General features: G+C 33.3%; 20 protein-coding genes. 9 read left to right on the top strand and 11 right to left on the bottom strand.

Annotation, left to right across the window (positions count from 1 at the left end):
• Positions 1–181 precede the first annotated feature (181 nt).
• Positions 182–1,882, top strand: a complete 1,701-nt coding sequence (gene lysS / locus NLG42_RS09910) for a lysine--tRNA ligase (protein ID WP_089059251.1) — start codon at positions 182–184, stop codon at positions 1,880–1,882.
• 118 nt (positions 1,883–2,000) lie between these two features.
• Complete coding sequence (locus NLG42_RS09905; protein WP_099720118.1) at positions 2,001–2,444, top strand: STM3941 family protein; 444 nt, start codon at positions 2,001–2,003, stop codon at positions 2,442–2,444.
• Positions 2,445–2,534: 90 nt separating this feature from the next.
• Here the strand turns inward: NLG42_RS09905 and NLG42_RS09900 are convergent, their stop codons facing one another.
• Together NLG42_RS09900 and NLG42_RS09895 are read right to left on the bottom strand one after the other, a co-directional pair.
• Positions 2,535–3,131: a hypothetical protein gene (locus NLG42_RS09900; RefSeq protein WP_089059249.1), complete on the bottom strand. Its 597-nt coding sequence runs from the start codon at positions 3,129–3,131 to the stop codon at positions 2,535–2,537.
• A 44-nt stretch (positions 3,132–3,175) separates the two neighbouring features.
• Positions 3,176–4,195: a 2-hydroxyacid dehydrogenase gene (locus NLG42_RS09895; RefSeq protein ID WP_089059248.1), complete on the bottom strand. Its 1,020-nt coding sequence runs from the start codon at positions 4,193–4,195 to the stop codon at positions 3,176–3,178.
• A gap of 191 nt (positions 4,196–4,386) precedes the next feature.
• Between NLG42_RS09895 and NLG42_RS09890 the strand changes: the two genes are divergently transcribed.
• Positions 4,387–4,824 carry a hypothetical protein gene (locus NLG42_RS09890; protein WP_089059247.1) on the top strand — a complete coding sequence of 146 codons (438 nt, stop codon included), beginning with the start codon at positions 4,387–4,389 and terminating at the stop codon, positions 4,822–4,824.
• A gap of 40 nt (positions 4,825–4,864) precedes the next feature.
• Here NLG42_RS09890 and NLG42_RS09885 read toward each other — a convergent pair whose 3' ends face one another.
• The 6 genes from NLG42_RS09885 to NLG42_RS09860 form a co-directional block, all read right to left on the bottom strand.
• Positions 4,865–7,342 carry a zinc-dependent metalloprotease gene (locus NLG42_RS09885; protein ID WP_257683643.1) on the bottom strand — a complete coding sequence of 826 codons (2,478 nt, stop codon included), beginning with the start codon at positions 7,340–7,342 and terminating at the stop codon, positions 4,865–4,867.
• A 177-nt stretch (positions 7,343–7,519) separates the two neighbouring features.
• Positions 7,520–8,806, bottom strand: coding sequence for a glutamate-1-semialdehyde 2,1-aminomutase (hemL, locus tag NLG42_RS09880; RefSeq protein WP_257683642.1), 1,287 nt, complete (start codon positions 8,804–8,806; stop codon positions 7,520–7,522).
• A gap of 34 nt (positions 8,807–8,840) precedes the next feature.
• The gene (locus tag NLG42_RS09875; RefSeq protein ID WP_257683641.1) at positions 8,841–9,092 is read right to left on the bottom strand and encodes a hypothetical protein; all 252 of its coding nucleotides are present in this window, start codon (positions 9,090–9,092) and stop codon (positions 8,841–8,843) included.
• A gap of 27 nt (positions 9,093–9,119) precedes the next feature.
• Entirely contained in the window at positions 9,120–10,022 is a 903-nt protein-coding gene (locus NLG42_RS09870) for a glucosaminidase domain-containing protein (RefSeq protein ID WP_099720123.1), read from the bottom strand.
• Entirely contained in the window at positions 10,015–10,923 is a 909-nt protein-coding gene (locus tag NLG42_RS09865) for a 1-aminocyclopropane-1-carboxylate deaminase/D-cysteine desulfhydrase (protein WP_257683640.1), read from the bottom strand. The genes NLG42_RS09870 and NLG42_RS09865 overlap by 8 nt, the downstream gene beginning before the upstream one ends.
• A complete protein-coding gene (locus NLG42_RS09860; protein WP_089059242.1) occupies positions 10,920–11,255 on the bottom strand; it encodes a hypothetical protein in 336 nt (111 codons plus the stop codon). Before NLG42_RS09860 ends, NLG42_RS09865 begins: the two co-directional genes overlap by 4 nt.
• A 116-nt stretch (positions 11,256–11,371) precedes the next feature.
• On the opposite strand from NLG42_RS09860, the gene NLG42_RS09855 reads away from it, so the two are divergent.
• The 6 genes from NLG42_RS09855 (at position 11,372) to NLG42_RS09830 (ending at position 18,606) form a co-directional block, all read left to right on the top strand.
• Complete coding sequence (locus NLG42_RS09855) at positions 11,372–11,557, top strand: DUF5522 domain-containing protein (protein ID WP_073418076.1); 186 nt, start codon at positions 11,372–11,374, stop codon at positions 11,555–11,557.
• Positions 11,558–12,034: 477 nt separating this feature from the next.
• On the top strand, positions 12,035–14,011 hold the full coding sequence (locus NLG42_RS09850; protein ID WP_089059241.1) for a urocanate hydratase: 1,977 nt from the start codon (positions 12,035–12,037) through the stop codon (positions 14,009–14,011).
• Positions 14,012–14,116: 105 nt separating this feature from the next.
• Entirely contained in the window at positions 14,117–14,656 is a 540-nt protein-coding gene (locus tag NLG42_RS09845; protein WP_089059240.1) for a DUF4136 domain-containing protein, read from the top strand.
• A 242-nt stretch (positions 14,657–14,898) separates the two neighbouring features.
• A complete protein-coding gene (ilvA, locus tag NLG42_RS09840) occupies positions 14,899–16,143 on the top strand; it encodes a threonine ammonia-lyase IlvA (protein ID WP_257683639.1) in 1,245 nt (414 codons plus the stop codon).
• An 80-nt stretch (positions 16,144–16,223) separates the two neighbouring features.
• The gene (locus NLG42_RS09835) at positions 16,224–16,634 is read left to right on the top strand and encodes a group III truncated hemoglobin (protein WP_089059239.1); all 411 of its coding nucleotides are present in this window, start codon (positions 16,224–16,226) and stop codon (positions 16,632–16,634) included.
• Between the two features lie 214 nt (positions 16,635–16,848).
• Positions 16,849–18,606, top strand: a complete 1,758-nt coding sequence (locus NLG42_RS09830; protein WP_099720125.1) for an aromatic amino acid hydroxylase — start codon at positions 16,849–16,851, stop codon at positions 18,604–18,606.
• Between the two features lie 176 nt (positions 18,607–18,782).
• Here NLG42_RS09830 and NLG42_RS09825 read toward each other — a convergent pair whose 3' ends face one another.
• The 3 genes from NLG42_RS09825 to NLG42_RS09815 form a co-directional block, all read right to left on the bottom strand.
• Positions 18,783–19,412 (bottom strand): DUF4230 domain-containing protein, encoded by a 630-nt coding sequence (locus NLG42_RS09825; protein ID WP_089053885.1) that lies wholly within the window; start codon positions 19,410–19,412, stop codon positions 18,783–18,785.
• Positions 19,413–19,585: 173 nt separating this feature from the next.
• A complete protein-coding gene (tamL, locus tag NLG42_RS09820) occupies positions 19,586–21,904 on the bottom strand; it encodes a translocation and assembly module lipoprotein TamL (protein WP_257683638.1) in 2,319 nt (772 codons plus the stop codon).
• The gene (locus NLG42_RS09815) at positions 21,888–26,978 is read right to left on the bottom strand and encodes a translocation/assembly module TamB domain-containing protein (RefSeq protein WP_257683637.1); all 5,091 of its coding nucleotides are present in this window, start codon (positions 26,976–26,978) and stop codon (positions 21,888–21,890) included. The genes tamL and NLG42_RS09815 overlap by 17 nt, the downstream gene beginning before the upstream one ends.
• Positions 26,979–26,994: the final 16 nt, after the last annotated feature.

The raw sequence follows: 26,994 nt of genomic DNA, 5'->3' as shown, positions 1-26,994 counted from the left end.
ATTCTGATTTAATTTCTTACAGAAAAACTTTATTTTTAGACAACATATAGTCCCAACACCTATCTATACGGGGCAAAAGATGATTGAAACACAATAAATTGCTGCTGCAAAAAATCTAAAATACGCATTCAAAAATCTACATTCTTTTCTTTATCTTTGCACTCTTAAAAAAAGCACAAAAATGGCATTATCAGAACAAGAAATCATCAGAAGAGAAAAACTTCAAAACTTACGCAGCTTAGGAATCAATCCTTATCCAGCTAATCTTTTTCCTGTAAATCATACTTCTAAGCAAATTAAGGAGTCGTTTGAAGAAGGTAAGAAGGTTATCGTTGCGGGACGTTTGATGAGTGTTCGTGATCAAGGTAAAGCTTGTTTTGCTGAATTACAAGACAGCGAAGGACGTATTCAATTGTATGTGAATCGTGATGTTTTATGTGAAGGCGATGATAAAACTTTATACAACCAAGTATTCAAAAAATTAACCGATTTAGGTGACTTTATTGGTATTGAAGGTGAATTATTTACTACACAAGTTGGCGCAAAATGTATTCGTGTGAGCGGCTTTACTTTCTTGAGTAAAACGCTTCGTCCGCTTCCGTTGCCAAAAGTTGATGAAGAAGGAAATGTGCATGATGCATTTAACGATGCTGAGTTGCGTTACAGAATGCGTTATGTAGATTTAACTGTAAATCCACAAGTAAAAGAAACTTTTATTAAACGTACAAAGTTATTTACTGCAATGCGTGGTTATTTTAATGACGCTGGATATCTTGAAGTTGACACTCCGGTTTTGCAGTCAATTCCTGGTGGTGCTTCGGCGAGACCATTTATCACGCATCATAATTCGCTTGACATTCCGCTTTATATGCGTATTGCAAACGAATTGTATTTAAAAAGATTAATTGTTGGTGGATTTGAAGGTGTTTATGAGTTTTCTAGAAACTTCCGTAACGAAGGAATGGACAGAACGCATAATCCTGAGTTTACGGCAATGGAAATATATGTAGCTTACAAAGACTACAACTGGATGATGGAATTTGCAGAAGGCTTGCTTGAGCATTGTGCAATTGCTGTAAATGGTACAAGTGAAGTTACTTTTGGCGAACACCAAATTAATTTTAAAGCGCCTTATGCACGTGTGACAATGACGGATTCTATCAAACATTTTACTGGTTTTGACATTTCTGGAAAAACTGAAGAAGAGTTGTTTGAAGCGGCAAGAGGAATGGGAATTGAAGTGGATAAAACAATGGGTAAAGGAAAATTGATTGATGAAATTTTTGGAGCTAAATGCGAAGGAAACTATATTCAGCCAACTTTCATTACTGATTATCCTAAAGAAATGTCTCCGCTTTGTAAAGAGCACCGCGATAATCCAGATTTGACAGAGCGTTTTGAATTAATGGTTTGCGGTAAAGAAATTGCAAATGCATATTCTGAATTGAATGATCCAATTGATCAAAGAGAGCGTTTTGAAGATCAAATGCGTTTGGCTGCAAAAGGTGATGATGAAGCAAACGGAATTATCGACGAAGATTTCCTAAGAGCACTTGAATACGGAATGCCTCCAACTTCTGGAATGGGAATTGGAATGGATCGTTTGATTATGTATTTAACAAACAATGCTTCTATTCAAGAAGTTTTATTGTTCCCGCAAATGCGTCCGGAGAAAAAACAATTAATTGAATTATCTGATGAAGAGAAAGCAATTATTCACTTCCTTAAAGAGAACGAAAACAAAATGGATCTTGCACAACTAAAAGTTACAGCTAATTTAAGCGGTAAAAAATGGGATGCAGCTATGAAAAACCTATCAAAACATGGTTTGACTAAAGTTGCCGTTGAAGGTGAATTTAAATTCGTGGAATTGGTGGGATAAATTATTAAAATCTCATTTTTTGGAAATTCCAAATTCCAAAAAATGATTTTTATAAAATACAAACCCGACAGATTATCTGTCGGGTTTTTTATTTAAATTTACTGACTTACAAATATTTATGCCAAAAATTAAAAAGTACTTCCTTTATACAATATTTATTTTATTCACAGTTCTTTCTGTTTATGAATTGATTGATTCATTTACAAATCCAGAATTACAATTTTCAGAAGTAGTTCTATTCAAAACGAGACTTAAATATCTTAGCGGCATACTTTTCTTCGGAGGTTTAGGCTGCATCTATTATCTTATAACAGAAAAGAAAATTGACAAAAGTAAAGACAGCTTTAAAACCAATATTACAATGTTTTTTGGTTGCTTAATCTTTGTTTTAAATTGTTTATTTCTGATTTTATATCCTGAAGAATTTAAAAGAGGAAATCTGGTAATCAAAATGATTATTGGTTATACTGGAATATTATTTTTCGGAGGCGGTTTGCTAATGGCAATATATAGATTAATCAAAAATATTTCAAGCACCAAACAACACGTTAAAAACCAATAAATAAGAAACTTACAGTCATATTTTAAAAATTCTAAAATATACAAATATTCAAACCCGACAAATTTTTATAATCTGTCGGGTTTTTTATTTTTAAAAAGAATACTTCTCTATTTTTTTTGAATTAACATCCAAAACCTTTGTACTTTCTTTAGGAACATCGCCTTTTATAACTTCCTGAACAGATGGATTCGAAGGATATTTGCCGCCTTTCATTTTTAGAAGATGAAATTTCCCTCCGCTTTCAAATATTAAATCATAAAATTTTTCGGTTGATGAAGTCGTAACATAAATTGGATAATCGGTTACCGAAAAACGATTGATTACGCTTCCATCATTATTTAAGATATATCCAGAGCAACCTCCGCTTCCGCAGAAATAAGAGTTTGAGAAACCTACAAAATATTCGTTTTTCTTATCATTATTCAAATCAAATTCTTGATAGTAAAAATAACGATCGTCTTTTGTCATAGCCGGAATATCTTTCTTCAACAAAACACTTAATTGCTTCCTAATCAGTTCGACCGCTTTATCATCTCTTGGAGGCGCTTCATTAAGATTTGCTGTTCCTCCCAATGTTTTAGACAAAGTATCCTGCACAATAGTTTTTACTATATTTTTTGATTCTGTTTTATTTTGACATGAATACAATGCCAAAATTGCAATTGCAATTACGATTTTACTTTTCATAGTTTGTTATTTTTAATTTCACACTTTTATCTTTATAATCAATTCTAAACAAGCAAAGCAGCTTTATTTTCAATATCATTCTCCGTCAATAATGACTTAATATTATTAAAAGTAACCAATGCAATCTGCGTTAAAGCTTCATTTGTAAAAAATGCCTGATGTGCCGTAACCAAAACATTCGGAAAGCTCATTAAACGCTGAATTGCGTCATCTTGAATAATATCTGCAGATAGATCTCTGAAAAACAATTTTTCTTCCTGTTCATAAACATCAATTCCTAAATAACCTATTTTACCTTCCTTCAAGCCTTCAATAACCGAAGCTGTTTCGATCAATCCGCCTCGGCTTGTATTAATAATCATCACATTGTCTTTCATAGAAGCAATTGAATCTTTATTAACAACGTGCTTTGTTTGAGCATTTAACGGACAATGGAGTGAGATAATATTACTTGATTTAAAAATCGTTTCCAAAGACACAAATTCTACTCCGTCCTTTATCATTTCGTCATTCGTAACAATATCATACGCCAGAACTTTACAGCCAAAACCTAAAGCAATTTTAGCGAAAGCTTTCCCTATATTTCCAGTTCCAATAATCCCAACCGTTTTTCCGAACAAGTCAAAACCTAATAATCCGTTTAGAGAGAAATTTTGTTCGCGAACACGATTATAAGCTTTATGAGTTTTTCTGTTTAATGTCAAAATCATAGCCATTGCATGTTCAGCAACTGCTTGTGGAGAATATGCAGGAACACGGCAAACTTTTAAGTTATATTGCTTTGCAGCTTCTAAATCAACATTATTAAAACCTGCACATCGTAATGCAATGATCTTTACTCCTTTTTCTGCCAATTGCTTAATTACTGCTTCGTTTACTATGTCGTTTACAAAAACACAAACAACAGCGGTATTTTCAATTAAAATAACAGTCTGAGAATTAAGCTGAGTTTCGAAAAAATCCAATTCAAAACCATCATTATACTGATTAAAAAAAGCTTTATCGTAAGGCTGTGTTGAAAAAAAGGCGATTTTATTTCCGCTGATTGTAGTAACTAAACTCATAATGAATTGTTCTTGGATTTTAATTTGTTTATACCTTAAAAATACAAAAATAATTCTAGATGCCTATTTTAAAATAAAGCTTTAATATTTTACGTTTCAATCTGTTAAATAAAGCACAATTCTAATTACCCAATTAAACCTATTGATTTTAACATTGTCTAACCGATATAAACAATTAAAAAACTTACATCATGAAAAAATTATTTATCGCTGCTTTGCTATTTGTTGGAATAGCAAGTTTTGCACAAGAAGCTGACCAAAAACCTATGCGTGAGCACAAAGAAAAACTAACTCCAGAGCAACGCAGTGAAAAACAGTTAAAAAAACTAACTTCTGAGTTAAATTTAGATGCAAATCAACAAACACAAGTAAAACAACTTTTAGCAGATCGCAATGCCAAAGCTGAAAAGTTTAAAGAAGCAAGAAAAGACAAAAAAGACAGCAATGTAAAACCAACAGCTGCCGAAAAAGAAGCTTTCAAAAAACAAATGATGGATGAAAAAGATGCAAATGATGCAAAAATGAAAGCAATTCTGAACGCTGATCAATACAGCAAATGGAAAAACATTCAGAAAGAAAATCAGGACAAAATGAAAAATAAAATGAAAGAACGAAAAGATCAAGAATAAAAAAAGAGGCTCGAAAGCCTCTTTTTTATTTTATATAAATCTACACCTTAGGGTTTAGAATTAAATCAATTCGTTTAATACAATCTTCATAGTGATATTTTGTTTCTACATTTGTTCCTAATGCTTTTGCAGCCGTAAGCGATTTTTTTAATGTATTTAATTCTCCGCGTACTAAAGCTCTAAGATCAGACTGAGAAACATTGTAATATCCAGCCGATCTGTCTGCTGGTTTCATCTCTTCCGTCATCAAAGTTCCCATTCTGTCAATGTAAGCGCGCTGCAGGTTTCTACGGTAAATGGTAACATTTGCGGCACTGCCAGCCTCTTTCCAAATTCCTTTTCTCATATCTTTAAAGAAATCCAAAGCTTTATAAGTATCAGCGCCCAAAATTTCATTATCCATTAATCTGCCTATACGTCCTAAACTTAATAAGTTATTTAAATGTCTAACTTGTAAATTTCTAAATCTTTCAGTATAACCAGCATAATCAGTATTCTTTAACGTATTTAAGTTTACAATCCAAGTAGGAGAAGCAAAAGCATTTACTTGTAACCAATTCATTGCTTCGATTTGCTTTGCTTTCGGTACAACTTCATATACATTTCCTGCCTGATTTGGATTTTTTAGGTTTTCATATACTCCGCCAACATTAGTTACAACGTGACCTACATAACGGCCCCAAACATCCAATAATTCCTTATACAATTCATCTAAATCTTCATAATTGTTTGTAACATTACTTGTCCATTCATTTAAATGATTAGCAACAAATTCAAGATTTTTAAGCCCGTATGTGCTTGCTTTCATAGAGTTATTTCCAATATCTTCTGTTTGTGAAGAAGGATCGAAAGTACTGCTTTGTTTACCATATTTGTAAATTGGATTTCCTGCTTTATCCAAAATCCATTTGTCTAAAGTCGGAGTTTCGTCTTGAGGAGATTTCGAATTTGGAATTACTCTGTAACCCCAATTTAAAGCGTAATGGTCATAAGCACCCATTTTACGAATAAAACGAACATTTTTATCTCCAGGCTGTGCAATATAGTTGTATCTCGCATAATCCATGATACTTGCTGCAATTCCGTTTTGCTGTGTAAAATCACCATTTCTGTAACTTTCTGTATCATAAGCACAGCTTGCTCCCATATTATGAGGAAAACCTAATGCGTGACCAACCTCGTGAGCAATTACCATTCGCATCATTTCCCCCATTTCTTCATCACTAGTCTGTAATGTTCTAGCTGATGGATTTGCAGCTCCAGTTTCTAATAAATAACGGTTCCTGTATGAACGTAAATGATTGTGATACCAGATAACATCACTTTCTATAATTTCTCCCGTTCTAGGGTCAGAAACACTAGGTCCAACAGCATTTCTTGTTGTACTGGCAACATATCGTATTACAGAATAACGAACATCCTCTGGACTAAAATCAGGATCTTCTTCTTTTGTCGGCGCATCTTTGGCGATAATAGCATTTTTAAAACCAGCAGTTTCAAAAGGCTTTTGCCATTCTTCAATTCCTTGCTTGATATATTTTCTAAGTTTTTCTGGCGTAGCCGGATCTAAATAATATACAATTGGCTTTATTGGCTCAACCAATTCTCCTCTTGCATAAGCTTCAGCATCTTTTGGCTCTAATCTCCATCGTCTGATATAAGTTTTAAGATCCGATTTCAATTCATTGCTTCCATAATCGTACTGGCTTATTGTAAACCATCCTACACGTGGATCTGCTAATCTAGGTTTCATTGGCACTTCTGGAAGTAAAACCATCGATTGATTCATCTGAATACTAATTGACTCTGTTTCTTCCAGCATTGAAGGTTTTGATGCATTATAAGTCATATCCTGAATTACTTCAATATTCATAGGAAAACTTTTAATCGTATTGATAAAACTTCTTGAATCATCAAGTCCTTTTACTTTATACGTTTCTCTCATTTGACCAGAAATTCCACTGATTGCTTTTACATCTGTACTGTAAAATTTAGTAACATCGATCACTGTATTTGCAGAATCTTTACTAAAAGCAACAATATCAAAAGCAAATAATGTAGGATCATAATTATTCGATTTAACCGAAATACTTATTGGCAGAGTATCATTTGCAACAGCATTATATGATTTTGATTTGATTAAAATTTTATCTTGAAAACGCTGCCAAACAACCAATTGTTCATTTGTTTCAGAACCTGCATTTACATATCCTCCTCCAAGGTTAGAAGGCAGTTTAGACAACCTGCTTACAAGAAGCATATCTTTGTTTAGATATTTATTAGGAATTTCGAAGTAATACTTTTTATCTACTTTATGAACTGTAAAAAGACCTTCGTCAGAAACAGCATCTTTAGTAATTACTTTACTGTACTCTTTGATAGAAGATTCAGATTTTTTTTCTGCTGGAGCTCCAGCACTTTCTTCTTTTTTGGATTTCTTTTTTGTCGATTGAGCAAATTGACTTTCAGGAAATAACATAAAAACTGCCAGCGCAGTAAAAATGAAAAATTTCTTCATTTATTATAGGTTTTAATGGTTATTTGTTAAACAAAAATAATTTTTGATTGCAATTATACAAGTAATTTAGCCTTCATTAACTTTTTATTAACTAAATATAAATTAAAGTTTAAGGCAATAAAAAAAGGTTTGACTTTTTCAAAAAGCCAAACCTTTTCATTAAATAAATGCTGTAAATTAAAATGTTTTCGAAACTTTATCGATCGCATTAATTGTAAAATCTAAATCTTCATACGTCAAAGCATCTGTTATAAACCATGTTTCATAAGCAGACGGCGCGATATAAATGCCTTCCTGCAATAAACCATGAAAGAATTTTTTAAACGTTTCGTTATCTCCTTTTGCTGCAGTTTGAAAATCTACAACAGGATTTGCATCAAAATGAACCGAAATCATCGAACCCACTCTATTGATCGTAAAAACAACATTATTTGCTTTTAAAACCCTGTCTATTCCAGCTTCTAAATAAGCAGTTTTTTCTTCTAAACGAGTAAAAATTTCACGATCATTATCTAAAGCTTTCAACATTGTATATCCAGCTGCCATTGCTAATGGATTTCCAGATAGTGTTCCCGCTTGATAAACTGGTCCAAGAGGCGCTAAATAATTCATGATTTCTTCGCGTGCAGCAAAAGCACCAACTGGTAATCCACCCCCAATTACTTTTCCGAAAGTTACGATATCAGCATTGATATTGTATAATTCCTGAACACCGCCGCGAGCCAAACGGAAACCCGTCATAACCTCATCAAAAATTAGTAAAATTCCGTTTGCTGTACACAATTCTCTTAAACCTTCCAAGAAACCTTTTGAAGGCGGAATACAGCCCATATTTCCTGCAACTGCTTCAATAATAATTGCCGCAATTTCTCCTTTATTAGCCTCGATTAAAGTTTTTACATTCTCTAAGTCATTGTATTTTGCCAATAAAGTGTCTTTTGCAGTACCTTCTGTAACGCCTGGACTGTTTGGCGAACCAAAAGTCACCGCTCCACTTCCAGCCTGAATCAAAAACGAATCAGAGTGTCCGTGATAACAACCAGCAAATTTGATGATTTTATCTCTTTTCGTAAATCCACGAGCCAAACGAATTGCGCTCATACAAGCTTCTGTACCTGAATTTACAAATCTAATTTTATCAATATTCGGAACCATAGAAACAGCCAAAGCTGCAATTTCTGTTTCCAACTCAGTCGGCATTCCAAATGAAGTTCCCAATTTTGCCTTTTCGATCACTGCATCAACAACAGGCTGATAAGCGTGACCCAAAACCATTGGACCCCAAGAGTTAATATAATCTATTAATTTGTTTCCGTCTTCATCATACAAATAAGCACCTTTGGCACTTTTTACAAAAATTGGAGTTCCTCCAACTGCTTTAAACGCTCTTACTGGCGAATTTACTCCTCCGGGAATTACTTTTTCTGCTTCAGCAAAAAGCTGACTACTTCTTTTATATAACATTCTTATTTTTGATTTTAGAGTTTAGATTTTAGATTTATCGACTTAAACCTTGATCTAATACAAACTCATTGAAATATTTTTGTTCTAATTGTTCTTCTTTCGAAAGATTTTTCATTTTCAAATCTGACATTCCCCTTGGTGAATAAAACCTCCATTTCCAAGTCGGTCGATATTTTATAAAGAAATTTGTTTCTGCAAACTCATCATGTTCATAAACTCCGCAAAAAAGTCTAATAGTCAAAACAGCGGCGAAAATAAAAATTCCAATACTAATTTTCCTTTTCATTGTTAATTGTCAATTATCAATTGATAATTATTTCACTTTCAACCTTTGTCCTATCGAAATTGCGTTATCTGTTAAATTATTTTTTTGCTTTAAATCATCAACCAATAAGTTGAATTTTTTTGAAATCGAATACAAAGTATCCCCTTTTTGAACTTCGTACGAATTTGGATCATTTGAGTTCGAAGTTGTCTTTGCAGTTGAAACTGCCACAGAAGTTGAACTTCTTGTTGGAGCGGTTTTGTTTATTGGCGTATAATTTTTTCCTGTAACCAAACAATCATACTGATGCAGATTATAACGCTCGATATAACTAATCAGCTTATCTGGATAATTTGGATCTGTTGCATAACCCGCGGCTCTCAAGCCTTTTGCCCAAGATTTATAATCGTCTTTTTCATAAGTAAATAACGTCTCATATCTCTTTTTTCCAACCAAAAACAAAGCATGATCTCTATAAGATTCTGCTGCTTCTGGATATTTTCTAAAACATTCCTGAGCTGAATCATCGTCGTGACGAACACTTTCGCCCAGCCAATCTTTATGACATTTAATTCCGAAATGATTATTGGCTTCCAGTGCCAAATCGCCTCTTCCCGCGCCTGATTCTAAAATTCCCTGCGCTAAAATTATACTAGCCGGAATTCCGTATGTTTTCATGTTTCCAACTGCAATATCTTTATACTGCAAAACATAATTATTAATTAAATCATTGGTTACAACTGTTTTCGAAGTAGAATGAATAACCTCAGTTGTATTATTTGTAGAAGGATAATTTTTACCTATCGGTTTAGCAGGAGTAGTTTTTTTAGTCGTCGCTACTCGCGGTTTCTGAACCGCCGCCGCTTTCTTTGTTGTGGCAATAACTGGTTTACTAGAAGAACAGCTTGCCAAAACCAATATCGTAAATAACAGTACAATTTTTTTAATCATTCGTTTTAAGTATTGGTAATTTTTTCTGCATCAACTTCATATTCATTCCATCAACTCCCTGTAATCCACCTGTGTGAATAAGTAAAATTCTTGAATGTGCAGGAAAATATTTTTTGCTTATTAAATCTATAACGCCAAAAACCATTTTTCCAGTATAAATTGGATCTAATGGCACTTTTGTTTCTTCAAAAAATGCATTAATAAATTCTATTAATTCTAAATTTATCTTGCCATAACCTCCAAAATGATAGTCAGAAATCAAATTCCAGTTATCTTGTTTGGCAAAAATACGAATTTCATCTTTTAAAAAGTCACCTTTTAATGCCGGAAACCCTAAAATTTTCTGATTTGGCAAGGCACTATTTATTAATCCCGAAATAGTTCCGCCAGTTCCAACTGCGCAGCAAACATAATTAAAAGCCCTATCCTCATCAATTAAAATCTCTTCACAGCCTTTTACCGCCAGCTCATTTGTACCGCCTTCAGGGACTAAATAAAAATTGCCAAACTTGTTTTTTAACTTCTCAATAAAAGCATTTTCGCTCTTAAGTCGATAATCTTCTCGCGAAACAAACGTAAACTGCATTCCGTTTTCCTGAGCAAATTTCAAGGTTGGATTGTCTTCGATTTTATCCCCAAGCTCATCGCCTCGAATAATTCCAATAGTTTTAAAACCCTGCTCTTTTCCTGCATATGCCACCGCAGCAATATGGTTAGAAAATGCTCCGCCAAAAGTCAACAAAACGCTTTGGTTCTCGGCTTTCGCCTGAAGTAAATTGTATTTTAACTTCCTAAATTTATTTCCTGAAACAAAGGGATGAATTAAATCTTCTCGCTTTATAGTCAAAGAGATATCATCTGGAAAACTAATATTAATAGGTTGATTGAAAACTGGATTCATTTTAATTTGATATAATTTAAAAACCGAAAAAAAGATCTGTTTTTTAAATAATTTAAGTTCTTTTCATTACTGTAAGCTTCTCTTTCAAAACTAATATTTCGATACGCCAGATCTTTGTTTTTATACTGAATTAAACGAAATAGAAATTCGAAAACATACCAAATAAAAAACGGAATTATTAAAAGTTCTAACTGCTGTCTTAAATGAATTTTTTCATGATTAACAAAAACGCCGTTTGCTTTATCAAAATCATATTTCATCAAAACAAATGGAAATACAGCCATTCCGCGATATCCTTTTGGAATTAAATATTTGCTAACAATCAGAAACATTGGCTATAAAATTTATAAATTTGTAGCTATAAAATTGTTCATTTTCATTAAAATCATAATCAAATATTCCTATTTTTGATTTTTATGTTTATTAAAATTGAACGCGAAGCAGATTTATGAAAGAGCAAAGTAATGAAAATAAATTAATCGAAGGTGAAGATTTTTACTATACACCCGAAGGTTATAAATGCTTTACTGAAAAACATCATTTAAAACGTGGTTATTGCTGCAAAAGCGGCTGCCGTCACTGTCCGTACGGTTTTGATAAACGAACTGGAGAAATCAGAAAAAAAGCAAATTAGTTAATTAAAAAATATGTCAATTAGATAATTCAACAATCTAAAATCTAAAATTATTAATGGATATCCAATCACGAAAATTTAGGATTAAAATCCACAAGTCTTATCATAGGTCGGATATCCGTTATCCCTAGTTTTTCTAATTAGAAAATCTGTTAATGTACCGATGAGTCAATTTGAGAATGAGATAATTATTTCAGATCGAATTTACATTGACAGGTATTTCGCTCCTATGGAGCTTTTAACAACTGACCGCATTGTTTTCTATAAATATTACGCCTTTCCAAGGCTTTTGGATTTGGTAAATTTTTCATTTCACAAAGCTCCGAGAGGAGCGGTATATTTATAGAAACAAAATCGACAGTCACATATAAGCCCCAGCGGGGCGGCATAATTTAAAAAACAAAAAATTAATCTGTTGTTAATCTAACCACAATATCTTAGTAGCTTAGAATCTCAGCACCTTAGAATCTTAAAAAAATGACTTTCAAAGAACAAATACAACAAGGAATTCCTTCGATATTACCACCAAAGGCAACATATGATCCAGCTATTAATCACGCTCCAAAGAGAAAAGAAATTCTTTCGGCAGAAGAAAAAAAACTGGCTTTAAAAAATGCATTACGTTATTTTGAACCAAAACATCATGCTGAACTAATTCCTGAATTTTCAGAAGAATTAGAAAAATATGGTCGTATTTATATGTATCGTCTTCGTCCTGAGTACAGAATGTATGCAAGACCAATTGACGAATATCCAGGAAAATCACTGCAGGCAAAAGCGATTATGCACATGATTCAGAACAATTTGGATTATGCCGTTGCTCAGCATCCGCACGAATTAATTACGTATGGAGGAAATGGCGCTGTTTTTCAAAACTGGGCACAGTATTTATTGACGATGCAATATTTGTCTGAAATGACAGACGAGCAGACTTTAACAATGTATTCAGGGCACCCGATGGGATTATTTCCTTCGCATAAAGAAGCACCAAGAGTTGTGGTTACAAACGGAATGGTTATTCCAAATTATTCTAAACCTGACGATTGGGAAAAAATGAATGCTTTAGGCGTTTCGCAATACGGACAAATGACTGCAGGAAGTTATATGTACATTGGACCGCAGGGAATTGTACATGGGACTACGATTACGGTTTTAAACGGTTTTAGAAAAATAAAACAAAATCCAGAAGGAAATCTATTTGTAACTTCTGGTCTTGGCGGAATGTCTGGTGCACAGCCAAAAGCAGGAAATATTGCTGGCTGTATTACAGTTTGTGCCGAAGTAAATCCAAAAATTACTAAAATTCGCCACGAACAAGGTTGGATTAATGAAGTTGTAACTTCTACAGATGAATTAGTTGCGAGAGTAGCTTTGGCGAAAGCCAATAAAGAAACTGTTTCGATTGCTTATCTAGGAAATGTGGTTGACGTTTGGGAACGTTTTGATCAGGAAAACATCAAAATTGATTTAGGTTCAGATCAAACTTCACTTCATAATCCTTGGGCTGGAGGTTATTATCCAGTTGGAATTTCTTTTGAAGAAGCAAACAAAATGATGGCCGAAAATCCGGATTTATTCAAAGAGAAAGTTCAGGAAACATTACGCCGTCATGCTGCTGCGATTAATAAACATACGGCAAAAGGAACTTACTTTTTTGACTATGGAAATGCTTTTTTATTAGAAGCTTCCCGCGCAGGCGCAGATGTAATGGCCGAAAACAATATCGATTTTAAATATCCAAGCTACGTTCAGGATATTATGGGACCAATGTGTTTTGATTATGGATTTGGTCCTTTTAGATGGGTTTGCACCTCTGGAAAACCAGAAGATTTACAAAAAACAGATGCAATTGCAAGTCAGGTTTTAGAAGAATTAGCAAAAACTTCTCCAAGTGAAATTCAGCAGCAAATGCAAGATAACATCAAATGGATAAAAGGCGCACAGGAAAATAAACTTGTAGTAGGCTCTCAGGCTCGAATTCTTTACGCTGATGCTGAAGGAAGAATTAAAATCGCCGAAGCTTTTAATCAAGCGATTGCAAAAGGTGAAATTGGTGCTGTTGTTTTAGGACGCGATCATCACGACGTTTCTGGAACAGATTCTCCTTATAGAGAAACGTCAAATATTTATGACGGATCACGTTTCACGGCTGACATGGCGATTCATAATGTGATCGGCGACAGCTTTAGAGGAGCAACTTGGGTATCTATTCATAATGGCGGCGGAGTTGGCTGGGGAGAGGTCATAAACGGCGGTTTTGGTATGGTTCTTGATGGTTCTAAAGAGGCTTCAAAACGTTTAGCATCAATGCTTTTTTGGGATGTTAATAACGGAATTTCAAGACGAAGCTGGGCTCGAAATGATGAAGCAATTTTTGCCATAAAAAGAGCTATGCAAACCGAACCATTATTGAAAGTAACTTTACCTAATATTGTTGACGAAAGTCTGCTTTAATTAAAAAGAGAGTTATTGTCTAAATAAATGTCATCCTGAGCGTCCCGAAGTTTCGGGATGCTCAACCTGACAAATTCAAAAGAGAACATTAAATTTTTTATAACTATGAAAACATTCAAATTAGTTCCGATTTTTCTGCTATTGATCTTAAGTTCATGCAGCAGTGTTACTGTATATTCTGATTACGACAAAAATGTCGATTTTGCGCCTTATAAAACGTATGCTTTCTTTAAACCTGGAATTGATAAAGTCGAAATTTCTGATTTGGATAAAAGACGTATTCTTCGCGCAATCGATGAACAAATGCAAGCAAAAGGATTTACAAAAAGTGATAATCCAGACTTATTGGTAAATATTTTTACCAAATCTAGAGAGCAGGTTGATGTAAATCAATTTAGCGCCGGATGGGGTTATGGCTGGGGATGGGGATGGAATCCTTATATGATGTACGGCGGAAACCAAACTACCGTTTCTACTTCAACTGAAGGAACTTTATACATCGACTTAATTGATGCAAAAAAGAAAGAAATGATCTGGCAAGGTGAAGGAATTGGTGTTTTAACTAGAAACATCGATAAAAAAGATGAGCGAATTGCAGAATTTGTAGGCAAAATTTTAGCTCAATATCCTCCTGTAAAAAAATAATTATTTACTTTTGCTATTCAATTAGTACAAAAAATGACAAACTTTAACAACATTATTATCGCTATTATCAGCATTATTGCAATTCAGCAATAATGGCGAGGTGTTATATAAGTATGTAAAATATAATTTATAAGAACCTCCCACATCGGGAGGTTTTTTATTTTAGAAAATAATTTATTTGCCACAGATTAAAAATCATGTTATTCATTTTAATCTGTGGCAAAAAAGCAAAACAAAACATAATGAGCTTATTCAACGAAATCCTTAATGCAAAAAAGCAGCTTGAAAATGTAGTTGTTGCAACACCTCTTACCCAAAATTTAAATCTTTCAGACGAATTTAAATCGACTATTTTACTAAAAAGAGAAGATTTACAAATCGTACGTTCTTATAAAATTAGAGGTGCTTACAATAAGATTTCTTCATTAACTGAAAAAGAAAAAGTAAACGGAATTGTTTGTGCCAGTGCGGGAAATCATGCTCAAGGTGTAGCTTATTCTTGTAATCTGCTGCAAATAAAAGGCAAAATTTATATGCCAAAAACCACTCCAAAGCAAAAAGTAAAACAAGTGCAGTTGTTCGGAAAATCGTTTGTAGAAATTGTTTTAACAGGAGATGCTTTTGATGATGCTTATGCTTCGGCAACAGCAGATGCGATAAAAAATCACAAAACATTTATCCATCCTTTTGATGACGAAAAAGTAATTGCCGGGCAGGGAACTGTAGGTTTAGAAATTCTCGAAAACTATAAAGAACCAATAGATTATGTTTTTGTACCAATTGGCGGCGGCGGACTGGCTTCTGGATTGTCTGAAGTTTTTAAACATTTAAGTCCAAATACCAAAATCATTGGTGTGGAGCCAAAAGGAGCTCCTTCGATGAAAACTTCTATTGAGGAAAATAAAAATACGGCCTTAAAAACAATAGATAAATTTGTTGATGGTGCCGCTGTAAAACAAGTTGGCGATAAAACTTTTGAAATCTGCCGTTATAATCTTGAAGATATTATTCTGGTTCCAGAAGGAAAAGTATGCACCACCATTTTACGTTTGTACAATGAAGAAGCAATGGTTGTAGAACCTGCAGGTGCATTAACAATTGCTGCGCTGGATTTTTATAAAGATAAAATAAAAGGAAAAACCGTGGTTTGCGTTGTCAGCGGAAGCAATAATGACATTGAAAGAACAGCAGAAATAAAAGAGCGTTCGCTGCTTTATGAAGGTTTAATGCATTATTTCATGATTCAATTTCCGCAGCGCCCAGGAGCTTTAAAGGAGTTTGTAAATAACATTTTAGGTCCAGATGATGATATTACTTATTTTCAATTTGCTAAGAAAAACAGCCGAGAAGTAGGATCTGTTGTCGTTGGTTTAGAATTAAAAAACAAAAAAGATATTATGGCGATTAAAATGAAAATGACGCAATATGGATTTGAATTTCAATATTTAAACGACAATCAGGATTTGTTTACACAGCTGATTGGGTAATTATTTCCTGCCTGATAAATATCATCAAATAAAGAAGAAGTTATAACGTATTTTTGCAAATCAATTTTATTTAGAAAAACATGGAAACGCTTAAAGACATTTCAAACATAGAAGACATAAAACAAATGGTTAACAGCTTTTATGATAATGTTAGAAAAGACGATCTTATTGGTCCTATTTTCAATGATAAACTGCAGGATCGCTGGGAACCGCATTTACAAAAAATGTACGGTTTTTGGCAGACCATATTATTTGATGTCCGTGCTTACTCAGGCACACCATTTCCGCCTCACAAACAATTACCTGTAGACAGAACTCATTTTGATCGCTGGATTCAAATTTTCAATACTACAATCGATGCGCAGTTTGCTGGAGAAATCACCGAAGAAGCTAAAATGCGTGCAACGAACATGGCCTATATGTTCAATCATAAAATTGAACACTTTAGAAATGTTGAAAATGAATTAAAAACTGCACTTAACAAATCTTAAAAAAACAATCCATTAGTTCAGTTGAAATACCATTTTATTGCCTAAACGCGATTGATTTTAAGTCCTAATTACAACATATCCTCGATTTGCCTGCTTCCTTTAAAATCTACAAAAACGCAATAAAACTTAATTTCGAACAAAAAAATTGTAATGAATAGCAAAAATTAGCGACCTAAATTCGTAATTTTACATTCTAATCTACAACGTTTTCGAAATGAATGCATCTATAGAAACCAATCCGCTTTTAGAGAGATTGCCAAAACATTTAAAGCAATTTATTAAACCTCAAGATTATAGTGATTATACACCAATTAATCAGGCGGTTTGGCGATATGTTATGCGCAAAAATGTAGATTATCTTTCAAAAGTAGCACATCATTCGTATTTAGAAGGTTTACGCAAAACAGGAATAGAAATAGATTCTATCCCAAGTATGTATGGCATGAACCGTATTCTTACTGAAATTGGCTGGGCTGCTGTTGCTGTTGATGGATTTATTCCGCCAAATGCATTTATGGAATTTCAGGCATATAATGTTTTGGTTATTGCATCGGATATTCGACAACTAGAACATATTGAATATACTCCTGCTCCAGACATTATTCATGAAGGTGCAGGTCACGCTCCTATTATTGCGAATCCAGAATATGCAGAATATTTAAGACGTTTTGGTGAAATTGGATGTAAAGCGATTTCTTCCCATAAGGATTACCAAATGTATGAAGCGATTCGTTTACTTTCTATTTTGAAAGAAGCCGAAGATACGCCGCAGGAAAAAATTGACGAGGCTGAAAAAGCTGTTGCCGATTTACAAAACGACATGGGCGAATTGTCTGAAATGGCACAAATTCGAAACCTGCATTGGTGGACGGTTGAATACGGTTTGATTGGAACTGTAGAAAACCCAAAAATTTACGGTGCCGGATTACTTTCATCAATTGGAGAAAGTGCTTGGTGCATGACAGATAATGTAAAGAAAATCCCTTATGATATTTCGGCTGCAAATCAAAATTTTGATATTACGCAGTTACAACCGCAGCTTTATGTAACACCTACTTTTTCCTATTTAAGCTTAATCCTAGAAGAGTTTGCTAATAAAATGGCATTGCGCACTGGAGGGATTTCAGGAATTAAAAAACTGATTCAATCAAATGCTTTGGGCACAATTGAATTGAGTACAGGTTTACAAATTTCAGGAGTTTTTACCAATGTTCTTGAAGATGAAGGAAAACCGGTTTACATACAAACAACTGGAAAAACAGCTTTGGCATACCGAGAAAAAGAATTAGTCGGTCACGGAACTTTAACACATCCACACGGTTTTGGAAGTCCGATTGGAAAGCTAAAAGGCTTTAATCTTGCCATTGAAGATATGAGTCCGAAAGATTTACAGGCGTACAGCATTGTTGAAAATGAAACGGTAAAACTGGAATTTGAAGGTAATATTATTGTTGAAGGTGAAATTATTACAGGTTCAAGAAACTTACACGGAGAAATTATTCTGATCAGTTTTAGAAATTGTACGGTAACACATGGTGAAACTATTTTGTTTCAGCCAGATTGGGGAAATTACGATATGGCAATTGGTAAAAAAGTCGTTTCTGCATTCTCTGGTCCAGCCGATGTAAATAGTTTTGACTTAATCAATATAGTACCGACAACAAAAACTATTAAAGCAAAACATTCTGAAGAGCGTAATGATTTAGAAGGTTTATATGCTAATGTAAGAGATATTAGAAAAAATAAGGGTTCTAAAACGGAGCTGAAATCTGTTTTTGAAAATCTAAAAAACAATCATTCAAATGATTGGCTGCTGTCTGTTGAAATTACAGAACTCCTAAAAGATTCTGACGAAAAACAGCTTTTGCAAGAAGTATTGGTTTATTTGGATCAATTGAAAGTAAAACGTCCTGAAATTGCACATTTAATTTCTGGAGGATTGGATTTGATTTTTGATAAAGAAACTGTTTAAGCTTTAAGGCACAAAGTTTTTCTTCATCAAATTGCAAGCATAGAATTATATTGAATTGCCTCCTGCTAAAGCTGGAGGCAATTCAAAAAATCATTTTAATCCTTTTTCCCGATAGCTGTCGGGACAGGCAAAAAACCTCTGTTCCTTTGATTCTTTGCCTCTTTGAACCTCAAAAACTACAATTTCAAATCCTCGCTTAAATCTGCATCAGATTCAATCGTTTTGCCATTATATTGCAATTTCCAACCCATTGAATTGGTTAAGATTAAAATTTTAGACAACTCGCTTATTAAACGGTTTTGTGCATTGCTTTTCAATGAAGATTTTTCGATTTTCTTGGCTAGATTCGCTTTTACCGATTTATTGATTTTATTATAATCATCACCCGTAAACGGATTCAGCTTGCTTTGTTCAACATCGTAAAACTGAATATCAGGATTTATAGTAATCTCTTCTTTTGGAATATTTAAAATCGTAATGGTTTTATTTTTTTCGTCAATGTCGTATTTCATTTTATGCAAATCATAAGCAACAGTAACATTTGCATTTACCACAATAAGTGCTTTTTTCTCAAATGAAATCATATCCATCAAATACTTCTGCTGGTTTTTATAAGTGATTACTTCAGAGAAATGCCCTTCGGTAACAACCAACTTCCCTACATTAAGTATTTTCTCTTGAATTAAATTGGTATTATAATCGATTGTAGAATCGTCATCTTTTTTGAACTCACAATATTTAAAGGCCAAAACGATGACCAAAATAATAACCCCAACGCCAATAATTCTTTTTACTAAGTTTTGCATTCTGATAAAATGTTTAGACGAATTTACTTCTTTTTTTAGTTTTTTTCGCAATGAATCTCACTAATTACAGGATTTTTTTGGAGCTCTCTTTTTAAAATTAGGCGATAAATACAAAGTATAGAATTAGCGAAAATTCGTGAAATTCACAGCTAAAAAAGCGAAACAAAAATCCTTTAAAATGGATAACCAATAGCGATGTTCAAAATCAGATTATCTTTTCGCCATGTACTGCTTCCAAAATTAATATCATCGATAACCCAGCGTTGTCCGTCTGGCAATGCAGGATTTCGAAGCGGAAAAGCTAAATCTGTTCTTAAAATCAGGAACGATAAATCAAAGCGCAATCCCGCTCCGGCGCCTATTGCAATTTGTTTCATAAAATCTTTTGAAATTTCTGCTCCAGGTTTATTCGGGTCCGCATTTAAAAGCCAGATGTTTCCGGCATCAACAAACACAGCGCCTCTCACAATACTAAAAAGCTTTGCCCTGTATTCTGTATTAAATTCCAACTTTACATCTGCAGATTGATCTGGTGTATAATTATCGTTTATTGTTGGCGGAATCACATAACTTCCCGGCCCTAAAGTTCTTGCTCTAAAGGCACGAATACTATTTGTTCCTCCAACTACAAATTGCTTTGAAGCAGGAAGTGTATTCGAATTTCCATAAGCAAACCCCGCACCTACTATAAGTCTGCTTGCCAATTCACTTTCTTTTCCTAGTTTTAAATAATGTCTAAAATCTGATCTAATTTTTACATACTGACTAAATGGAACGTCGAGTATTTTTATTGTGTCATTTTTCTTGATATTAGCTCCTGTAACTAAACCTGTAAGATTTCCAGCTAAATCTATTTCGCCATTAAAATATATCGTATTTTTTCGACGTTTCTGCATCGTATTAGTATACGTATAACTGTAAGTTGGACCAAAAATTAACTGCTTCTCAATTACTTTTCCCAATGCTGCATCTTCTTCAATATCTTCTAAATATTCTGGTGTAACATGATTTGGACTTACATAAGTTATGTCTATAACATTCAATTGATGCTCTTTACGAATATTTTCTTTCCATAAATAACCAAATGATGTATTAAAAGAATTCAGAGCGTATAACTGCGTTCTTTTTTGATATTCATATCGCACTGTAGCTTTCGTTCTTGGCACAAATTCACTGCTTCCTTCAATATTAAAAGGAGTTACAAATCTTGGCCAAGTTAAACTTGTTTCGGCTCCAAGCTTATAAATATTTTTACCTTTATTTACGCCGCCAAGCTGAAAATCGGCTCCGCCAAAAATAGAAGCCGTCAGCAGTTCCGCTCCTTTAAGTAAATTTCGGTTATTCCAATTCAAGTTAATTTCTGTTCCCGTATAACTAGCTGAATTTGTTTTTCCTAAAACTTCAACTCGTATAAACTTTTTAGGCAGAAGCGTTAAATAGTAATAAGAATCTAAAGCATTTTTTATGCTGTCTGAAGGTTTGAATTCATTTTTTACAAAACTAAAAGTTCCCAGATTCACAAAGCGATTCAAAGTAAGATTATGATCTTTCCGATTATACAAATCTCCTTTTTTAAAATATATTGTTCTGTCAAAAACCCTTGGTTTAAAAGTCTCTGTCGTGTCAATAATTGTAAAATCCTTGTATTGTGTGATATTCTTTTTTCTGTAAACTGCGCTGTCGTTTGTCAAAGAATAATTTGGGTAAACAAATATGTTATTAATTTTATATGAGGTTAATGCTTTAGGCGGCGTATCAGGCTTTATTATTATTTTGATTTTTACCTCGTGATCGCCTTTACTGCTGTCAACTCTAGCTAAAAGATAATCAGGATTAAAATAAAAATAACCTTTCTCTTTTAGTCTGGCATCAATACGTTCACGTTCTGCTTTTATAACGTCTAAATCGTATGGCTTTCCTACTTTCAGCAAACTTCTTCGGCTTGATCTTCCAATAATTTTGGACATTGCCAGAGAATCATCAGGAAAAGTTACACTTTTAATTATATACTGTTTTTTGGGTATAACGGTATATTCTGCTGTAACACGTTTACTTCTAACGGTAGAATCTGCACTTACCTGCGTTTTAAAATAACCTCGATTTTCAGTAAAATTTCGTAAAACTGCAGCATTGTAATCTAAATCGACTTTGCTAAAAAGTACGGGTGCCTCGCCTACTTTATTTCGCAGCCAATATCTAGTTCCTTTTTGTTTCTTAGGTTCACCGGCAAGATTATAAATCAATAATTTAGGACGCAGCCCAAAAATCTGTTTGTTAGGTTTTGGACGCAATAAACCTTCTAATTCTGTTTCAAGTGCTTTTCTATCTTTCTTTTTCATGATCGAATCTTTCACCGTCACAGATGCTCCTGTATAAAGTAAATCGCCATCTGGCAGATATTTTGTATTACTGCAGCCTAAAACAAAAAAAAGGCAAAACAGTACAAAATACTTTACATATCGATTTTCTATATGATTATGTTTTTTGCTCATTACCTTTTATTTGATTTTCTTTTAGCTCTTGCTCTTCTTTCTCTTTCTGTTTTCTTTTTTCTTTACGAATTTTCTCTTCCTTAATCATTTGCTTTTCTTGCTCTGAACGATGAAAAAGTTCTCTAAACTTATTGTAACTCATCGTAATAATAAAAGCAACTCCTGTTTCTACAACCTGACCTTCTACTGCAACTTGGTATTGATTTTTTCTATAAGCACGAACCATATATCGGCCGTCTTTTGTAATTTGATAATCCAAGGCAACATCACCGGCAATATTGGTGCTTTCTTCATTGGCACGTTCTGCGCCTTCAACTCCAAAACTGCTTCCAACAGTTACTTTTAAACGATCATCAAGCAGTTTTTTAGAAACCGCAACATTCAAGTCAGTTCGATTTTGCATCGTTCCAGAAGTGTAATCTTCTGATGATTCTAAATCAAAATTAATTTCAAATCCTGTAATTAATTCACCTGCCAGATTATTTAATTGCTGCGAAAGAATTTTACTCACACTTTGTCTTGCCAAAGATTCTGCACTTGTGCCTCCGCTCTCGCTTGCAAACGGATTTTCGCCCACAAATCGATTCAATAATAAAAGTGCAAAAACCTGTTTATTTAATTCCGCAGGATCTTGTTCTAACTGCTTCAGTTTTGCTTTTGTTTTCGTTACAACATCAGAAGAAACATCGTAATTACCGTCTGGCAGATTAATTCCAAAAGAAATATCCGGTTTCATTAATTCTCCATTCATTTTCAACAACGTCTGAAAAGGAAGTTTTTGTTTATAAGTATTTTGCATTGCCTGCGTCTCACTTTTCAGCTGACTTCCTAACAAATCAATCGGTGCAGCATTTACTTTATAAATTGCTGTAATATTTAAATTTGCCATTGTAGGCTCACCATTCCAAGTGATGTAACTTCCTTTTTGAATATCGAATTTCCTTTTAATTCCGTTAAAATTCATTTCATAAGCACCATCCGAAAATTCATATTTCCCTGTCAAAGTTGTTTTTCCTGACTGGTCAATTCCACCAACTAATTCTGCCTCGCCTTTTAATTTTAAATAATCCCCATTAGCTTTATCAATCAACAAAGTTAGTTCTGCTTCTTTATCAATTGAAATCGCAACATTTACATCCATCCCTTTTACTTGCGATTGATCCAGTTTATTTTGCAAATCGACAGTTTGTTTTAAATACATATTATCTTCATCAACAAACTCAACTATTCCTTCACGATCTGCGATCGAAGGATCTGACTGCGGCATTACAACCGTAAACTTAGTTTCTTTATTAATTTTGATTGTTCCGCCAACCACAGGACTTTCAAGATTTCCTTTGATAGTAAGTTTGGTGTCTAAAAATAAATCTCCATAGAATAAATCGTTATCAACTTCCTTAGAATGTATTGCTCTAAAATCGTCTGCAGTAACCGCTAAATCAAAATTATAATTTCTAAAATCTGTCGATTTTATAGTTCCATTTAACTCTAATTCATTTTCATTCTCATCAGAAAGAGAGAATTTATCAAATAAAATGGTTTCGTTATTAAAAGCAATTGTTTCATTCCCTGTTTTAAAATAAGAGTTTAACTGCGTTACTCTAAAACCGGCATCATTAAAATTAAGTTCTCCGTTTATTTTTGGAGCTGCTGTGTTTCCTATAATTTTAAAATTACCCGATAAGTATCCTGTTCCCTCAGTAATGTTTCCCATACTAAAGCCTTGAATACTTTTAATATTCAGTTTATTTATGGCAACGTCAAAATCAAAATTTCCAGCATCAATTGTGTATGTCCCATTCAAATTAACATCATTCCCTTCATCACTCAAAGTCACATTTGCTGCCAAAAGATTTGCCGCTTTGTTGTCTACTTTTACTTCTAAATCTCCAACTTTTTCACCTTTAAAAGTAAAATCATCAATTTTTAAATTTGAAGTAAAAATTGGGTTCGTCATTATATTTTCAACTAAAGCAGAACCGTTAATCAAACCTTGCATCAGCAGCTCGTCTTTTTTAACCATATTCATAATGGTTTCAATTTTGAAGTTCACAAAATCAACTTGAAGCGGCGCATTATCTTGTATTCCCTGAGATTGAACTTTTAATTCATTTCCGTTATTATCCAAATAGAATCTATTAACACACAAACGCTTGCCTCCAAATTCAATCGCATTCTCAGAATCAATATTCCATTTGTCATAATTTAAAATGAAATTTTCAGCATCTATTTTAAATATGTTTTTTGAATCTTCTGCCTTAAATTCTCCTGCAATAAAATACTGCTGTTTCTCTTTTGCATCTTTAACTTCAAGTGCATAATTCAGTATATTATTTTCAACTTTTCCAGACAAACTGGTGAATGGAATTTTTAGCGAACCGCTTTCAATTGTTGCAATTGAAACTGAATATTCTAAAGCAGTTTCTTTAGCTTCGATATTAATTTTTCCGTCAGCAATTGTATTTTCAGCATATACAATTCTTGGAATTGTTCCTTTTACTTCTAAAGAATCGCTTACGTTATTATATTTTCCAAAGATTTTAATGGGTTCTAAACTGGTAAGTTTTGGAATCAGTTTAAACAAAATTGGATCATTATTTACGGTCAAGGTAAAAGCCAATCTTTGTTCATCAGATTCTCCGTTTACTTTCGGATTTTTTAAATCGATATATTTTGACAATGATTTTTTAATGGCTGCTGTCAAAGTTGTCAATTTGTATTTCCCATCTACTTCTGCTTTTAAAAACTGAGAAGATATTTTAATATTATTTCTAGTATTATCTGAAAAAGCAATTAAACGAACTGAATCTAAAACAATTGGTTCAGTATCCTGTAAAATCTGAATATTTGAAAGAAACACTTTTCCGTTCAAAAAATCTGGATTGCTATTTGCGATATCTGCGTCGACATTTCCGCGCAGTTTCATTGGGCCAGCATGCAGATTCAGTTTTTCTAAATCGGCAATATCAAGGTTTAATTTAAGTTTTACTGTTGGATATTTATCTTTCGTATCACCGCTTGCTGTTAGATTAAAATTCAAATTAGGATCTTGCATTCCTGATTTTACGGCAAAAGAGCCATTTGCAATATTTCCTTTTAATGCTAAATCTTTATAAGTATAACGATTAAAAACCGCTTTCTTTACCAATCCGTCAATTGCTGCATTTGCCGTTTTTGGATCTAGGCCGTTTCCTTTTACTTTCGCTTTAAGCGTAATTTTTCCGATTGAGTCATTTTTGATCAATCTTCCTAAATCAAAATCAAGCAAATAAACAGTCGCATCGTATTTCTCTCTTTTTTTAATGCGTTGATCAAATAAAGCATCCACTTTTGCATTTCCAAAACTGCTGTTTAAAGTCAGATTGGTTTTAAAATTCTGAGCCGAACCCTTAAACTTTCCGCTTAGATTAAGCTGAGACGGCAATTGAATGTTTTTTGGAATTGTTCCCGCAGGCACAAACGAATTAATATCTTTTGAAGTGCTCGACAATTTTTTAATGTCTAAATCATAATACGCTTTTTGCGCGTCAGGAAGTCCCGTAATTTTTCCCGAAAGAGAAACTTTTGTGGTTCCAATTCCACTCATTTCAAATTTCGGAATACTTAAGTCTTTTACCTTTCCACTCACGCGGCTGTTTACATATAAAACTGCATTTGGATTACTTTTAAAAGGATTTGTTTTTTGTAAATCCGGAACAAACAATAAAATGTCTTTAAAACCTATTTTCGATTCTTTTAAACTAGCATCAATCACAAGATTTGAAATGTCTTTTTGCAAGGCCGCAAGCGATTTATATTCTACCTTTATTTTATCTTTTACAAGAGTTTGAGGCGTCTTTAAATACAAGTTATCCAAAAAAGCATTTTTGGGTCCGTAAAAGAAATCTGTTTTTAAAGCCTGAATATTTAAGCCGCTTTTTTCGTTTACAGTCAGCACTTTTATATTTCCCGAAATTGTGTCATTAGCGTAATACAATTTCTCAGCCTGAAAATTCATTTTACTTAAATCTAGATGACTGTAATCTAAACCTTTTGAAGTTGGTTTTGACTGCATATCATCAAATTTAAAAGCAACATTTTCTATGTCGATTTTATTTAGCTTCGCTTTCCAGCCAGCTTGCTTGATTGCTGTTGTATCTAAATTTGGAGTTTGAATTTGTTTGTCTTTTATTCCTAATCTCAGATTTCCGCTTAAATCTTTAAGTTCGAAAGCATTTAGATCTACGAGCTGTTTGTTTAAATTAATTTCATTGAATGATAATTTTAAACTGCCGAGTTTTATTCCTGAATCTAATTTTGAATCTTTGTTATCATAAGCAATATCAATTTTTGACAAACTGATTTTACCTAGTTTTAAATTGAAATCCGTTCGCTGCGAAATTGTATCTGCAGTTTTTACTGAAGCTTCGGCAATTTTTTCTACAACATCCTGATTCAAAACTAATTTTAATCCGTCAAGATCAATATTCGGAATATCAAAATTCATTTTATCGAGATCAAATTCTTTGAATTTGGTATCAAAATGTGTCAATTTTACACGAACATCGTTCTTCGAATAATCATCTTTAAAATTGAAATTAACGTTATCGAGATTTATTTTTACAACTGATATTTTGAAGGGTTTACTATCGGGATCTTCTGCCTTTGGCTCTTTAGATTCAAAAGCTTTGATGATATAATCGAAATTGAAAATACCATTTTTATTTCGCGAAATATTGGCTTTTACATTTTCTAATGAAACAGAGTTAATCTCTAGTTCACTGCTGGCAATTTTAAAAAGATCAACATCCAATTCTAAACGTTTTCCTGCCAGAAGTGTATCTTTTTTTTGATCTTCAAAATAAAATCCTTCCAGAACTATGTCTTTTGGAAATTTAATAGAGATATGATCTAAGGAAACTTTGGTTTTAATTTTGTCTTGAAGATAAGTAACTGCTTTGTCTTTTACATAATTCTGAACGGACGGAACCTGAATTAACACTATAAGAAGCAATAAAAGTATAACTACAGAAACCAAGCACCACAATAGTACACGTAACGTTTTTTTTATAAAATGAATGGTTTTCTTATTCATGCGCTGCTAACACAAT

This window comes from Flavobacterium plurextorum (assembly GCF_024638035.1).
Classification (GTDB): domain Bacteria; phylum Bacteroidota; class Bacteroidia; order Flavobacteriales; family Flavobacteriaceae; genus Flavobacterium; species Flavobacterium plurextorum.
This window is presented reverse-complemented; position numbering and strand designations above follow the sequence as displayed.

Excerpts from the sequence above, each read along its gene's own strand:
- lysS (WP_089059251.1), top strand. The coding sequence starts at position 182 with ATGGCATTATCAGAACAAGAAATCATCAGAAGAGAAAAACTTCAAAAC.
- NLG42_RS09905 (WP_099720118.1), top strand. The coding sequence starts at position 2,001 with ATGCCAAAAATTAAAAAGTACTTCCTTTATACAATATTTATTTTATTC.
- NLG42_RS09900 (WP_089059249.1), bottom strand. The coding sequence starts at position 3,131 with ATGAAAAGTAAAATCGTAATTGCAATTGCAATTTTGGCATTGTATTCA.
- NLG42_RS09895 (WP_089059248.1), bottom strand. The coding sequence starts at position 4,195 with ATGAGTTTAGTTACTACAATCAGCGGAAATAAAATCGCCTTTTTTTCA.
- NLG42_RS09890 (WP_089059247.1), top strand. The coding sequence starts at position 4,387 with ATGAAAAAATTATTTATCGCTGCTTTGCTATTTGTTGGAATAGCAAGT.
- NLG42_RS09885 (WP_257683643.1), bottom strand. The coding sequence starts at position 7,342 with ATGAAGAAATTTTTCATTTTTACTGCGCTGGCAGTTTTTATGTTATTT.
- hemL (WP_257683642.1), bottom strand. The coding sequence starts at position 8,806 with ATGTTATATAAAAGAAGTAGTCAGCTTTTTGCTGAAGCAGAAAAAGTA.
- NLG42_RS09875 (WP_257683641.1), bottom strand. The coding sequence starts at position 9,092 with ATGAAAAGGAAAATTAGTATTGGAATTTTTATTTTCGCCGCTGTTTTG.
- NLG42_RS09870 (WP_099720123.1), bottom strand. The coding sequence starts at position 10,022 with ATGATTAAAAAAATTGTACTGTTATTTACGATATTGGTTTTGGCAAGC.
- NLG42_RS09865 (WP_257683640.1), bottom strand. The coding sequence starts at position 10,923 with ATGAATCCAGTTTTCAATCAACCTATTAATATTAGTTTTCCAGATGAT.
- NLG42_RS09860 (WP_089059242.1), bottom strand. The coding sequence starts at position 11,255 with ATGTTTCTGATTGTTAGCAAATATTTAATTCCAAAAGGATATCGCGGA.
- NLG42_RS09855 (WP_073418076.1), top strand. The coding sequence starts at position 11,372 with ATGAAAGAGCAAAGTAATGAAAATAAATTAATCGAAGGTGAAGATTTT.
- NLG42_RS09850 (WP_089059241.1), top strand. The coding sequence starts at position 12,035 with ATGACTTTCAAAGAACAAATACAACAAGGAATTCCTTCGATATTACCA.
- NLG42_RS09845 (WP_089059240.1), top strand. The coding sequence starts at position 14,117 with ATGAAAACATTCAAATTAGTTCCGATTTTTCTGCTATTGATCTTAAGT.
- ilvA (WP_257683639.1), top strand. The coding sequence starts at position 14,899 with ATGAGCTTATTCAACGAAATCCTTAATGCAAAAAAGCAGCTTGAAAAT.
- NLG42_RS09835 (WP_089059239.1), top strand. The coding sequence starts at position 16,224 with ATGGAAACGCTTAAAGACATTTCAAACATAGAAGACATAAAACAAATG.
- NLG42_RS09830 (WP_099720125.1), top strand. The coding sequence starts at position 16,849 with ATGAATGCATCTATAGAAACCAATCCGCTTTTAGAGAGATTGCCAAAA.
- NLG42_RS09825 (WP_089053885.1), bottom strand. The coding sequence starts at position 19,412 with ATGCAAAACTTAGTAAAAAGAATTATTGGCGTTGGGGTTATTATTTTG.
- tamL (WP_257683638.1), bottom strand. The coding sequence starts at position 21,904 with ATGAGCAAAAAACATAATCATATAGAAAATCGATATGTAAAGTATTTT.
- NLG42_RS09815 (WP_257683637.1), bottom strand. The coding sequence starts at position 26,978 with ATGAATAAGAAAACCATTCATTTTATAAAAAAAACGTTACGTGTACTA.